At 73.8% G+C, this 12,689-nt stretch carries 15 protein-coding genes; 4 read left to right on the forward strand and 11 right to left on the reverse strand.

What is annotated here, in order from left to right; translation table 11 throughout:
- From ACI6PP_RS12560 to ACI6PP_RS12590, 7 genes are all read right to left on the reverse strand, one after another.
- Nucleotides 1-572: PfkB family carbohydrate kinase (locus ACI6PP_RS12560; protein ID WP_421111932.1), on the reverse strand; the 572-nt coding region annotated here is incomplete at its 3' end.
- A 3-nt stretch (nt 573-575) separates the two neighbouring features.
- A complete protein-coding gene (gene glpX / locus ACI6PP_RS12565) occupies nt 576-1,622 on the reverse strand; it encodes a class II fructose-bisphosphatase (protein WP_421111933.1) in 1,047 nt (348 codons plus the stop codon).
- A gap of 33 nt (nt 1,623-1,655) precedes the next feature.
- Nucleotides 1,656-2,381: an esterase/lipase family protein gene (locus tag ACI6PP_RS12570; RefSeq protein WP_421111934.1), complete on the reverse strand. Its 726-nt coding sequence runs from the start codon at nt 2,379-2,381 to the stop codon at nt 1,656-1,658.
- A 39-nt stretch (nt 2,382-2,420) separates the two neighbouring features.
- Nucleotides 2,421-3,410: a sulfate/molybdate ABC transporter ATP-binding protein gene (locus tag ACI6PP_RS12575; RefSeq protein ID WP_421111935.1), complete on the reverse strand. Its 990-nt coding sequence runs from the start codon at nt 3,408-3,410 to the stop codon at nt 2,421-2,423.
- Entirely contained in the window at nt 3,407-4,183 is a 777-nt protein-coding gene (locus ACI6PP_RS12580) for an ABC transporter permease (protein WP_421111936.1), read from the reverse strand. The genes ACI6PP_RS12575 and ACI6PP_RS12580 overlap by 4 nt, the downstream gene beginning before the upstream one ends.
- Before the next feature lie 51 nt (nt 4,184-4,234).
- A complete protein-coding gene (locus ACI6PP_RS12585) occupies nt 4,235-4,639 on the reverse strand; it encodes a TOBE domain-containing protein (RefSeq protein WP_421111937.1) in 405 nt (134 codons plus the stop codon).
- A gap of 35 nt (nt 4,640-4,674) precedes the next feature.
- Nucleotides 4,675-6,063: a threonine/serine exporter family protein gene (locus ACI6PP_RS12590; RefSeq protein ID WP_421111938.1), complete on the reverse strand. Its 1,389-nt coding sequence runs from the start codon at nt 6,061-6,063 to the stop codon at nt 4,675-4,677.
- Nucleotides 6,064-6,136: 73 nt separating this feature from the next.
- On the opposite strand from ACI6PP_RS12590, the gene ACI6PP_RS12595 reads away from it, so the two are divergent.
- A complete protein-coding gene (locus ACI6PP_RS12595) occupies nt 6,137-6,703 on the forward strand; it encodes a DUF4245 domain-containing protein (protein WP_421111939.1) in 567 nt (188 codons plus the stop codon).
- Nucleotides 6,704-6,706: 3 nt separating this feature from the next.
- On the opposite strand, the gene ACI6PP_RS12600 is transcribed toward ACI6PP_RS12595, so the two are convergent.
- Together ACI6PP_RS12600 and xseA are read right to left on the reverse strand one after the other, a co-directional pair.
- Complete coding sequence (locus ACI6PP_RS12600) at nt 6,707-6,940, reverse strand: exodeoxyribonuclease VII small subunit (protein WP_421111940.1); 234 nt, start codon at nt 6,938-6,940, stop codon at nt 6,707-6,709.
- The gene (gene xseA / locus ACI6PP_RS12605) at nt 6,924-8,177 is read right to left on the reverse strand and encodes an exodeoxyribonuclease VII large subunit (protein ID WP_421111941.1); all 1,254 of its coding nucleotides are present in this window, start codon (nt 8,175-8,177) and stop codon (nt 6,924-6,926) included. The genes ACI6PP_RS12600 and xseA overlap by 17 nt, the downstream gene beginning before the upstream one ends.
- A 35-nt stretch (nt 8,178-8,212) precedes the next feature.
- On the opposite strand from xseA, the gene ACI6PP_RS12610 reads away from it, so the two are divergent.
- Entirely contained in the window at nt 8,213-9,211 is a 999-nt protein-coding gene (locus ACI6PP_RS12610) for a 4-hydroxy-3-methylbut-2-enyl diphosphate reductase (RefSeq protein WP_421111942.1), read from the forward strand.
- A 6-nt stretch (nt 9,212-9,217) separates the two neighbouring features.
- Here ACI6PP_RS12610 and ACI6PP_RS12615 read toward each other — a convergent pair whose 3' ends face one another.
- Nucleotides 9,218-9,715, reverse strand: a complete 498-nt coding sequence (locus tag ACI6PP_RS12615) for a DUF6542 domain-containing protein (protein ID WP_421111943.1) — start codon at nt 9,713-9,715, stop codon at nt 9,218-9,220.
- A 9-nt stretch (nt 9,716-9,724) separates the two neighbouring features.
- On the reverse strand, nt 9,725-10,888 hold the full coding sequence (locus ACI6PP_RS12620; protein ID WP_421111944.1) for a DNA recombination protein RmuC: 1,164 nt from the start codon (nt 10,886-10,888) through the stop codon (nt 9,725-9,727).
- Between the two features lie 94 nt (nt 10,889-10,982).
- Between ACI6PP_RS12620 and ACI6PP_RS12625 the strand changes: the two genes are divergently transcribed.
- Together ACI6PP_RS12625 and ychF are read left to right on the forward strand one after the other, a co-directional pair.
- Nucleotides 10,983-11,564: a GNAT family N-acetyltransferase gene (locus tag ACI6PP_RS12625; protein WP_421111945.1), complete on the forward strand. Its 582-nt coding sequence runs from the start codon at nt 10,983-10,985 to the stop codon at nt 11,562-11,564.
- Nucleotides 11,565-11,575: 11 nt separating this feature from the next.
- Complete coding sequence (gene ychF / locus ACI6PP_RS12630) at nt 11,576-12,649, forward strand: redox-regulated ATPase YchF (protein WP_421111946.1); 1,074 nt, start codon at nt 11,576-11,578, stop codon at nt 12,647-12,649.
- Nucleotides 12,650-12,689 lie beyond the last annotated feature (40 nt).

Genomic DNA, 12,689 nt, shown 5'->3' on the forward strand with positions numbered 1-12,689 from the left:
TCTCCGAGGTCGGCGACGTCCTCGTCGCTGAGCTTGCAGATGCTGGCCGTCTCGAGCAGGGCGTCGACGCGGCGGCGCACGTCGGCCACGTCCGGCGTGATCGGCAGGCGCACGTTCGGGTCGAGGCTGACGGGGACGCCGGCCGCCGCGGCCTGCTGGGCCAGCGCGAGGACGCGGTCGGCACCGGGCGCGAGGGCCGCTCCGATGGACCCGACGTGCAGCAGATCCTGCCCCTCGAGGGTCGGCAGCTCGGTGGGGTCCCACGCGATGTCGAACTCGTAGGTGGCGCGACCCTCGTCGTCGATGCGCGCCAGGGCGGTGGCCGTGGTCTCGCGGTGCGGCGGCAGGTTGCGCAGGTCGACGTCGGAGGCGTCGACGTGGTCGCGCAGCAGCTCGCCGTTCTCGTCCTCGCCCACCTGGGCGGCGAGCACGGCGGTGACGTCGAGCCGGGCCAGCCCGACGGCGATGTTGAGCGGGGAGCCGCCGGGGCGGGCGACCTCCGGCTCGTCGCCGCGTCGGGTCAGGTCGACCAGGGCCTCGCCGACGACGAGGGCGCGGGGTGCGGTGCTCATGGCTCAGCCCTCGTAGTCGACCGACGCGTACGCGCGCAGCTTGGTCAGCCGGTGCTCGCTGGTGATCTTGCGGAGCGTGCCGCTGCGCGAGCGCATGACGAGCGACTCGGTGAACGCCCGCTCGGGCGCGTACCGGACGCCCGTCATCAGCTCGCCGTCGGTGATGCCGGTCGCGACGAAGAAGCAGTCGTCGCCGGTGACGAGGTCGTCGGTGGTGAGCACGCGCGACAGGTCGTGCCCGGCGTCCTCGGCGCGACCGCGCTCGGCGTCGTCGGTGGGCCACAGCCGGCCCTGGATGACGCCGCCGACGCACTTCATGGCGCACGCCGCGATGATCCCCTCGGGCGTGCCGCCGATGCCCACCAGGAGGTCGACGCCGGTGCCCGGGCGGGCCGCGGTGATCGCGCCGGCGACGTCGCCGTCGGAGATGAACTTGACGCGGGCACCGGTGGCGCGGATGTCGGCGACGAGCCTGTCGTGCCGCGGGCGGTCGAGCACGCAGACGGTGACGTCGGAGACCTTGAGGCCCTTGGCCTTGGCCACGAGGGAGATGTTCTTCTCGATCGGCAGACGGATGTCGACCGCGTCGGCGGCCTCGGGCCCGGTGACGAGCTTCTCCATGTAGAACACCGCGGACGGGTCGTACATCGAGCCACGCGGGGCCACGGCCATCACGGCCACCGCGTTGGGCATCGACTTGGCCGCGAGCGTGGTGCCGTCGATCGGGTCGACGGCGACGTCGCACTCGGGACCGGTGCCGTCGCCGACCTCCTCGCCGTTGAACAGCATGGGCGCGTTGTCCTTCTCGCCCTCGCCGATGACCACGACGCCGCGCATGCCGACGGTGTTGATCAGCGAGCGCATCGCGTTCACGGCCACGCCGTCCGCGCCGTTCTTGTCGCCGCGGCCGACCCAGCGTCCCGCCGCGAGCGCCGCGGCCTCGGTGACCCGCACCAGGTCGAGCGCGAGGTTGCGGTCGGGCGCCTGCGAGGCGGGCGCCAGCGAGTCGGGGATCCCCGAGGAGTGGGACGGGTCGGGGCTCTGCGTCATGCGGGGTCCTCTCGGCGGTGGCGTCGGTCCACCCTAGGGCTTGGCCACGGTGCGCGGCACCACGCGTCCGAGCCGATCGGCCACCACGGCCCACACGTCGGGGTCGAGAACCATGCCGAGGTGGGTCGAGCCGACCTCGACGTGCTCGACCGCGGACGACCGCCTGTCGACGCAGGCGCGCCAGTCGACGACGCCGTCGCGCCGGCTGACGATGGCGGTCACGGGCGTCCGGACGGCGTCGTGGCGACCCGCGAGGTGCGGCGCGATCGTCGGCCCGCCGAGCACGGGCGAGCCGTAGGTGACCACAGCGCGGACGTCCGCGGGTCTCAGGCGCGCGACCTCGCGGGCGATCACCCCGCCCAGGCTCCACCCGACCAGGGCGACGGGGCGTCCGGACTCCCGGGCCAGACGAGCCACGGTCACGGCCAGCGCGTCGACGTCGCCGCCCACCGACCCGTGGTTGGTGCCGAGGCCCCACGGCCGGGCGTCGTGCCCGAGCGAGCGCAGGTAGGCGCGGATCGGTGCGCCGGACGCCTCCGGGGCGCGCCACCCGGGCACGTCGACGACCACACCTCCGTCGCCGCGCGGGGCCAGCGCCAGGCGGGGGGCGGCGGCGAGCACGCGCGCCACCTGGACGGCGGCCCGCACCTCGCCCCACCGCAGCTGCGACGACGGAGGCGCGTCCGATACCGCCACGCCGGCGGCGTCCAGGGGGCGGGCGCCGGACGTCAGGCCGACGGCGGCGAGCAGGGAGGTCATGCTCCGAGCCTGACACCGGCACCCACGGGACGCCGATCCTCACGCGTCGTAGACGGTGGTCTCGGTGGCCTTGACGCTCGCCCACACCGGCAGCCCGTCGGTGAGGCCGAGGTCGGCGACGGCGGCGTGGGTGACGTCGGAGAGCAGCCGGACCTCGCCGTCCACCTGCACCCGCACGGCGTCGCCGTGGGGCACGAGCGCGGTGACCGTGCCCTCCCAGACGTGACGGGCGCTGCTCACCGGCTTGGCCGGGTGCAGCGTCACGGCGCTGGGCCGGAACGTGCGGAACGAGTCGCCGTCACGCACCAGGTTCATCCCCATGAGCGAGGCGACGTGCGCGCTCCGGGGACGCTCGGCCACCTCGCGGGGCGGGCCGGCCTGGCTCACGGTGCCCGCGTCCAGGACGACGACACGGTCGGCCAGCACCAGCGCGTCGAGCGGGTCGTGGGTGACGAGCACCGTGACGCCGTCGTACGAGGCGAGGTGGCGCCGCAGGAAGGTGCGCACCGCGGCGGTGACAGCGACGTCGAGCGCGGCGGTGGGCTCGTCGAGCAGCAACAGGTCGGGCTCCTGGGCGAGCGCCCGGACGATCGCGACGCGCTGGCGCTGGCCGCCCGAGAGCTGGTCCGGCCGACGGTGCGCGAACTCCTCGAGCCCGGTGCGCTCGAGCCACGCGGACGCGGTGGCGCGCGCGTCCCGCTTGGAGGCGCCAGACTCGCGGGGACCGAACGCGACGTTGTCGCGGACGTCGAGGTGCGGGAACAGGAGCGGGTCCTGGAACACGACCCCCACCCGACGCTGTGCGGTGGGGACGCGCACGCGCTGCGCAGGGTCCTCGAGCACGCGGTCGCCGAGCCGGACGTGGCCGCCGGTCAGCGGGGTGAGCCCGCCGAGCGCGCGCAGGACGCTGCTCTTGCCGGCGCCGTTGGGTCCGAGCAGCGCCACGACCTCGCCCGCCTCGGCGGCGACCTCGGCGTCGAGCGCGAAGCTCCCTCGCGACAGGACGGCGTGCACGTCGAGGCCGGTCATCGCAGGCCTCCGGCGACCCAGCGCTCGCGCAGCAGCACCAGGATGAGCACGCTGATGCCCAGCAGCACCAGGCTGAGGAGGATCGCGACGTCCGGGTCGGACGACTGCAGCCGGCCGTAGATCTCGAGCGTCGTGGTGCGGGTGGTGCCCTGGAAGTTGCCCGCGAACGTGATGGTGGCGCCGAACTCGCCGAGCGCGCGGGCCCAGGCGAGCGCCGCCCCACCGGCCAGCCCGGGGGCGGCGAGCGGCACCGTCACGCGCCGGAACGTGCGCCACCGGCTGGCGCCGAGGCTCGCGGCGACCTCGTCGAAGCGGCGGTCGGCGGTGCGCAGCGCGCCCTCCACGCTGATCACCAGGAACGGCAGCGACACGAAGGTCTGGGCCAGGACCACCGCGGCCGTCGTGAAGGTGATGCGGACGCCGAGCACGTCCAGCAGCGGCTGCCCGACGATGCCGCGCACGCCGAACGCCGTCAACAGCGCGACGCCGCCCACCACCGGCGGCAGGATCAGCGGCACGGTGACGAACGCACGCACCAGCTTCTTGCCGCGGAACTCCACCCGCGCCAGCACCCAGGCCAGCGGAAGCCCGAGGACCACCACGACGACCGTCGAGGCGGTGGACGTGATCGCGCTCAACCGGAGCGCGTCGACCACCACGGGGTCGTCCAGCGAGCCGAGCCGGCTCCACGGGGCGCGGACCACCAGCCCGACCACGGGCAGCAGCAGCAGCGCGAGGGCGACGACCGAGGGGATGACCAGCACCGCGGGCACGCGGCCGAGCGCGGGCCCGTCCGGCGCCCGTCTACGCACCGGGAGCCCGGGTCACCGGTCGGCCTCGACCTCGACCGAGACGTTGGTGGACTTGACCACCGCGACGGCGACGACGCCGACGTCGAGCCCGAGGTCGTCGGCGGCCTCGCGGCTGATCAGCGAGACGACGCGGTAGGGGCCGCAGCACATCTCGACCTGCGCCATCACGTGGTCGCGCTTGACGTGGGTGACGATGCCGCGAAGGCGGTTGCGCGCGCTCACCTGGTGCGACCCGCCGCCCTCGCGGGGCAGGTCGGCCACCTGGACGGCCAGCTCGGCCAGCACGACCCCGTCGATCCCGGCCGCACCCTGCGGCGTGCGGGCGAGCGTGAACCGGCGCTGCTCGGCCCACCGGCGCACGGTGTCGTCGCTGACCCCGAGCAGGGACGCGGCCTCGGAGATCCGGTACACGGTCACGCCTGAATCGTAGCGGCGAGCCGCGGACGCGCCGCTCAGGACAGCTGAGGGTCCTCAGGTGCGTCGTCCTCCTCCTGCTGGACGATGCGCCGCAACCGGCGCGCACCGGCCCGTCGGACGCGGCGGTCGACCGTCCCGAGCGGACCCACCAGGCGCGGCCCGGCCCAGCGGTTCTCCAGCCGGCGCGCCTCGCGGGCGAGCGGCTGGGCGATGTACTCGCCGAGGATGGCGCCCGAGGCCAGGGCCACGGCCACGCTGCCCGCGGTGAGCAGCGAGAACAGCCCCGACGTGTCGTCCTGCCCGAGGAGCAGGAACAGGCCCTGGTAGATCGCCAGGCCGGGGAGCAGCGCGACGATGGCCGTCGTCACGACCACCAGCGGTGGCACCCGGATGCGGGACGCGAGGGCGTAGGCGACCAGCCCGACGCCGAGGGCGGCGATCGTGGAGCCGGCGGTCGGGCCGAGGCGGGCCTGCAGGGCGACCTGGTAGAGCAGCTGCGCGGCCAGGCCGATCGCGCCGCAGGGCAGCAGGGCCCGGAGCGGCACCTGGCAGACGGTGGCGAACGCGATGCTGGCCACCGCCGCGCCCACGAGCTGCATCGGCAGGGCGCCGAGCCCGACCAGGTCGCTGCGCACCTCGAGGTCGACCCCGAAGTTGTCGGCGATCGACAGGCCCATCGACACCCCGGCGATGACGCCGCCCGTCAGCAGCACGGCCTCGAAGCTGCGGGCGGCACCGGTGACGTAGTACCCGCTGAGCGCGTCCTGGATGGCGCCCACGAGCGAGATGCCGGCCAGCAGGATGACGATGCCCGACGCGATGACCAGGGACGGGTTGACCGGTGCGTCCGAGAGGTGGAGGACGACGGCGGCCGCCGTCGCGATCAGCGCCCCGGCGACCTGCTGGTAGAACGCCGGGATCCGTCGCCGCCCGAGCCGCCGGTTGACGTCGTCGATGAGCAGGGCCACGACGAACGTGCTGAGGACGACCAGCGCCCGTCCGCCGAGGAGCAGGGAGATGCCGGCGGCCATGACGCCGGTGGCGAGGGTGGACACCCAGCGCGGGTACGGGTTGGCGGTCGACTGCAGCTGCCAGACCGCGGCGCTGGCCTCGGCCCGGTCCATCCGCCCCGAGGCGAGCTCGCGGACCACGTGGTCGACCGCGGTGAGCGCGCCGAAGTCGAGGCCGCGGCGCTGCACCTGGCGCAGGTGCGTCTCGGGCGCGCTCTCGGGCGTCTCCTGGTAGGCCACGGCGAGCGTCGTGAAGTTGATGTCGACGACGCAGCCGCGCATGCCGCAGGCCTCGGTGACGGCCCGCATCGTCACCGCGACGTCCGGGGCCCCGGCGCCCGAGCCGAGCAGGATCTCGCCGATCCGGAGCGCGAGGTCGACGGTGAGGTAGACCTCGCCGTGGGCGTCGGCCATCGGGTGCTCCTGGCGGTGTGTGGCGGGCGGTGCGGCCGGACCTGATGGGCCGGTTCGGGGTCCGGGCGGGACAATGGGCGGTGTGAGTCAACCAGAGAGCGGCCCCAGCCGACGACCCAGCGCCAGGCGTGGTCTGAGCGACTCCCTGGGCGACATGGTCCGCTCGGTCGTGGTGCTCCTCGGGCTGGTGCTGGTCATCGTGTTCGTCGGCAACGTCCTGTTCAGCCGCGACGGCGGCGACCGCCCCACCGTGGACTGGCAGCAGCCCCTCGCGCAGGCCCGGGAGGCCTCGACGTTCCCCGTCTGGGCGCCGCCGTCGCTGCCGCAGGGATGGCGCGCCACGACCGTCTCGTACGACTCCGGGCCCAACGGTCGCTGGCACCTCGGCGTGCAGACCGACGACGACGACTACGTCGGCCTCGAGGTCTCCCCGGTGGGCGAGCGACGACTGATCGAGCGCTACTCCGGCAGCACCGACGAGGACGGCCCCGTGCAGGTCGGTGGCCAGACCTGGACCCGCTGGACCGGTGACGGCGAGAACTCGCTGGTGCGCACCGTCGACGGCACCACGATCCTGGTCACCGGCACCGCGTCCGCGGACGTCATCTCCTCCTACGCCGCCACGCTGACCACCGGCTGACGGCTAGTCGTCCTCGTCGTCCGACCTGGCCTGCGCCGCGGCGAGGCGGGCTCGCGCGCCGTCGAGCCAGCGCTGGCACAGCGCCGCCAGCTCCTCCCCGCGCTCCCACAGCGCCAGGGACTCCTCGAGGGTGGTGCCGCCCGTCTCGAGCCGGCGGACGACGTCGACCAGCTCGTCCCGGGCCTGCTCGTAGGGCAGGTCGGGCTGCTCGGCGGGCGTGTCAGTCGTCTTCGGCATCGGGCTCTCCGGGGCTGGCGGTGGGGGCGGTGACGGTGGCGACGGTCGTCACCGTGAGGTGGCCGTCGGTGACGCGGACGTCGAGCTCGGTGCCGGCGGCGACCTGGTCCACGGACGTGACCACGGTGCCGTCGGGCAGCTGCGCGACGGCGTAGCCGCGGCGCAGGGTCGACAGCGGTGACAGCCCGCGAACACGGGCCAGGTGGTGGCCGACCTCGTCGTGCGCGCGGTCGAGCCGGTGAGCCAGCGACCTGCGGGCGCGGTCACGGGCCTCGACGACCGACGCGGCGCGCTCGTCGACCATGCTCTGCGGCGCTGCGAGAACGGGTCGTCCGCGGACCGAGTCGAGCAGGTGCTCCTCGCGCCGCACGTGGGCTCGCACGGCCTGGCGGGCGCGGTGCCGCATCTCGTCCAGGCCGGCGAGCTCGTCGGCGACGGCGGGAACGACGGTCTTGGCGGCGTCGGTGGGCGTGGCGGCGCGGTGGTCGGCCACGAGGTCGAGGATGGGGACGTCGGGCTCGTGGCCGATCGCGCTCACCAACGGCGTGGTGAGGCGCGAGACGGCCCGCACCAGCGCCTCGTCCGAGAACGGCAGCAGGTCCTCCACCGACCCGCCGCCGCGGGCGACGACGATGACGTCGACGGCGGGGTCGGCGTCGAGGGAGCGGACGGCCTCGATCACCTGTGCCGCCGAGCTGGAGCCCTGCATGAGGGCGTGCCGGACGTCGAACTCGACGCCGGGCCAGCGTCGGCGCGCCACCTCGAGCACGTCGCGCTCGGCGGCGGAGTCCCGGCCCGTGACCAGGCCGATGCGGTGGGGGAGGAACGGCAGCGGGCGCTTGAGCGCGGGGTCGAACAGGCCCTCGGCGGCGAGCAGCTGACGCCGCTGCTCCAGGCGGGCGAGCAGCTCGCCGACGCCGACGGGTCGGATCTCGCGCGCGTCCAGCGACAGCGACCCGGTGCGCTCGTAGAACGAGACGCGGGCGTGGACGACCACGCGCGCGCCCTCGGTGATCGGCGGGTTGGCGGAGTCCAGGACGCTGCGGTGGCAGGTGAGCGAGACCGACATCTCGACGACGGGGTCACGGAGGGTGAGGAAGCAGCGCCCGGCTCGACGGTTGAGCTGGGCCACCTGGCCCTCGACCCAGATGGGGCCGAGACGCCCGAGGTAACCCGACAGCAGCTGGGTGACCTGGCGCAGCGGGGCGGGGGACTCCGCACTCGTCTCCAGGGCCACGGCACCACCCTAGGGCGCGCCCTTACGATGGGGACATGACCTCCGTACCGCTGGGCATGCCCTCCGTGGCGACCGACGGCGACCGCGACGTGCTGCTGGCAGCCCCCCGTGGCTACTGCGCCGGCGTCGACCGCGCCGTGATCACCGTCGAGAAGGCGCTCGACCTGTACGGCTCGCCGGTCTACGTGCGCAAGCAGATCGTGCACAACAAGCACGTGGTGCAGACGCTCGAGCGTCGAGGCGCGATCTTCGTCGAGGAGCTCGACGAGGTGCCGGCCGGTCAGACGGTCGTGTTCTCCGCCCACGGGGTGTCGCCCGCGGTGCACGAGCAGGCCGCCGACCGCGACCTCAAGACCATCGACGCGACCTGCCCGCTGGTGACCAAGGTGCACCACGAGGCGCGCCGGTTCGCCAAGGAGGGCAAGCAGATCCTCCTGATCGGGCACGCGGGCCACGAGGAGGTCGAGGGCACCGCCGGCGAGGCCCCCGAGCACATCACGCTCGTGGAGCGCCCGTCCGACGTCGAGCACCTGGAGTTCCCCGAGGGCACCGAGCTGTCGTGGCTCTCGCAGACCACGCTCAGCGTCGACGAGACGATGGAGACGGTCGACCGCCTGCGCGAGAAGTTCCCGCAGCTGCAGGACCCGCCCAGCGACGACATCTGCTACGCCACCCAGAACCGTCAGCTCGCGGTCAAGGAGATCGCGCGCACGTCCGACCTGGTGATCGTGGTGGGCTCGTCGAACTCCTCGAACTCGGTGCGCCTCGTGGAGGTCGCGCTCGAGGCCGGCGCCAAGGCGTCGTACCGCATCGACGACGTCAGCGAGATCGACGAGGCGTGGCTCGAGGGCGTCGAGAACGTCGGCGTCACGTCGGGCGCCTCGGTGCCCGAGGAGCTCGTCGAGGGCGTGCTGTCGTACCTGCGCGAGCGCGGCTACCCGGCCGCGACCGCCGTGCACACCGCGGAGGAGTCGCTGATCTTCGCGCTGCCGCCCGAGCTGCGCCGCGACATGAAGGCCGCCGGCCAGGTCTGAGCCGCCTCAGGCCGCCTCGGCGCGTTGGTCGGCGCCGGCCTCGGCCTGGGCCGCCCGGTTGGCGGTGACGATGCGCATCGCGACGATCGCGAGCACCGACAGGTGCCCGACGACCAGCGCGGTGGCATGGTCGACGACGCCGGCGATGACGCGCTGGAGGTGCCCCGCGGTGCCCGCCAGGCCCTCGACGTCGATCGCCTCGGGCTGGTAGACCGCGACCACCCAGATGGCGCCGACCATGAGCAGCGGCGGCATCACGCCGGGCGCGAAGAGCGAGCGGACGTCGGCGGCCATCGCGGCGGTGACGGTGACCATCACGAAGCCGATGCCGAAGACGACGCCCAGCGAGCCGGTGGTGGCGACGGTGAGCCAGGTGACGAGCGCCTGCCCGGCGAGGGCGCACGCGACGACGGTCCCCGTGGACAGGTCTCGCTCGGCGAGACCGGCCAGCGGGGATCGCTGGGTGAGAGTCTCCCAGTGCTCCACAGGGCGAACGTAGGTCACGACGCGCCCCTAGACCGCGCGCCGCGCCGCGGACGCCGGGCCCGACGCGTCGGCCTCGGTGACCTCGTCGGACAGCGTGGGTGGCAGGACGTCGGCGAGCTCGGGGGCGGTGAGCGGCCGGACCGTGCGCTCCACGGGCGCGATCGGGGCCAGCGGCTCGTCGGAGACGTCCAGCTCGGCGAGCCTGCGGGCCGACACCATGACCCGGCTCTCGATCGAGGCGACGGCGCTGTTGTAGCTGGACACGGCGCTGCCCAGGGAGCGGCCGACCTTGTCGAGGTGGGTGCCTGCTGTGCCCAGACGCTCGTACAGGTCGCGGGCGAGGCGGTGGATCTCGCGGGCGTTGTCGGCCAGACGGGCCTGCGTCCAGGCGTGGGCGACGGTGCGCAGCAGGGCGATCAGCGTGGTGGGCGTGGCGAGCACGACCTTCTGCGCCGCGGCGTGCTCGAGCAGCGCCCCGTCGGCCTCGAGCGCGGCGGACAGGAACGACTCGCCGGGGACGAACAGGACGACGAACTCGGGCGTGTGGTCGAGCCGTCGCCAGTACCCCTTGGCGGCGAGCTGGTCGACGTGGGTGCGCAGCTGGCGGGCGTGGCGCGTGAGCTGCGCGGCGCGCTCGGCCTCGGACGTGGCCTCGCCCGCGTCGAGGAACGCGTCGAGCGGCACCTTGGAGTCGACGACCACCTTCCGGTCGCCGGCGAGGTGCACCACCATGTCGGGCCGCAGCAGCGCCCCGTCGTCGCCCTCGAGCGTGGCCTGCTCGGTGAAGTCGCACCGGTCGACCAGGCCGGCGAGCTCGACCGCGCGCCGCAGGTGCATCTCGCCCCAGCGTCCGCGGACCTGCGGACGCCGCAGGGCCGTGGCCAGGGACGCCGTCTCGCGTCGCAGCCCCTCGCCGGTGGCGCGGACGGCCTCGACCTGCTCGCGGAGCTGGGCGTGCCACTCGATGCGGCTCGACTCCAGCTGCCGCAACCTGGCGTCGAAGCGGTCGAGGCTCTCGCGCACGGGCGCGACGGCCTGGCTGGTGGCGGTGGCCGACAGGCTCATCTGGTCGGCGAACAGGCCGGCGTCGCCGGACGGCGCACGCAGCAGCCTGGCGCCGAGGATCGCGCCGATCGCGAGCCCGGCCGCGAGGGCGAGCAGGGCGACGAGGAGGAGGGGAAGGACGTCCATGGCCCGACGGTGGCAGCCGGGTCCGACAGATTCGTCACGCCGGCCGCGGGAGAGGCGCCTGCCGCAACGGGTCCCGGCCTGGTTGGGTGGGGACGTGGCCCCGTTCCCGGACGTCCCACCGACGTCGTCGACGCGCGTCCGGCTGCGTCAGTTCACCGAGGCGGACGCGCCGCGCGTCCTCGACCTGCACAGCCGGATCGAGGTGGTGCGGTGGCTCGACGACCCGCCGTTCGACCTGCAGGTCTCGCTCGGCGACGCCGTCGCGTGGATCGACCGCGCCCACACCCTGCAGATCACCGACCCCCGCTGCGGGGTCTGGGCGGTCGAGGTGGTCGCGACGGGCGTCGTCGCCGGCACCGCGCTCCTGGCGCCGGTGCCGAACGACCCCGAGGAGCACCGGCAGATCGGCTGGCACCTGCACCCGGACTCCGTGGGGCACGGGTACGCCACCGACGCGGCGCTCGCCGTCCGCGACCACGCGTTCGCCTGCGGTCTCGACGAGGTGCTCGTGATGATGTACCCGCACAACGCGCCCTCGGCGTCGGTCGCGCGCCGGATCGGCCTGACCGAACACGGCGTGCGCCCCGACCCCTACTACTCGGGCGAGTCCCTCATGTTCTCCATGACGCGAGGCGAGCACGAGGCGCTGGTCGGGGGAGCGGGCACCCACCCGTAGGCTTGCCTCTCGTGGCACTCTCCATCGGCATCGTCGGGCTCCCCAACGCGGGCAAGTCCACCCTGTTCAACGCGCTCACCCGCAACGACGTCCTCGCGGCGAACTACCCGTTCGCGACGATCGAGCCCAACGTCGGCGTGGTCGGCGTCCCCGACTCGCGGCTCGGGGTCCTCGCCGAGCTGTTCGGGTCGGCCAAGGAGCTGCCCGCCACGGTGCAGTTCGTCGACATCGCGGGCATCGTCAAGGGCGCGTCGGAGGGCGAGGGCCTGGGCAACAAGTTCCTCTCGCACATCCGCGACTCCGACGCGATCTGCCAGGTGACCCGCGTGTTCCGCGACGAGGACGTCACCCACGTCGACGGCAAGGTCTCGCCCAAGGACGACATCGAGACCATCTCCACCGAGATGATCCTCGCCGACCTGCAGACCATCGAGAACGCGCTGCCCCGGCTCGAGAAGGACTCGCGCAAGGACAAGTCGCTCGTCGCCACCGTCACCGCGGTGCAGCAGGCCAAGGAGGTGCTCGACGGCGGCACCGGCGTCTTCGCCGCCGGCCTCGACCGCGAGCCGCTGCGCGACCTGCACCTGCTCAGCGCCAAGCCGCTAATCTACGTCTTCAACTGCGACAACGACGAGCTGTCGGACGAGTCGCTCAAGCAGCAGATGCGCGACCTCGTCGCGCCGGCCGAGGCGATCTTCCTCGACGCCAAGCTCGAGTCCGAGCTCGTCGAGCTCGAGGACGACGAGGCCCGCGAGATGCTCACCGAGATGGGTGTCGACGAGCCCGGCCTCGACGTCCTCGCCCGCGTCGGCTTCGACACCCTCGGCCTGCAGACCTACCTCACCGCGGGCCCCAAGGAGTCGCGCGCGTGGACGGTGAAGAAGGGTGCGACGGCCCCGCAGGCCGCGGGCGTCATCCACACCGACTTCGAGCGCGGCTTCATCAAGGCTGAGATCGTCTCCTTCGACGACCTCGTCGCCGCCGGCTCCATGGCCAAGGCCAAGGAGGCGGGCAAGGTCCGCATGGAGGGCAAGGACTACGTCATGGCCGACGGCGACGTGGTGGAGTTCCGCTTCAACGTCTGACGGTCGGGCGTCGCAGGGCTGTCCACCTCCCGGTGGCCGT

The sequence above is a fragment of the Solicola agrisoli genome (genome assembly GCF_049059935.1).
Classification (GTDB): domain Bacteria; phylum Actinomycetota; class Actinomycetes; order Propionibacteriales; family Nocardioidaceae; genus JAURVT01.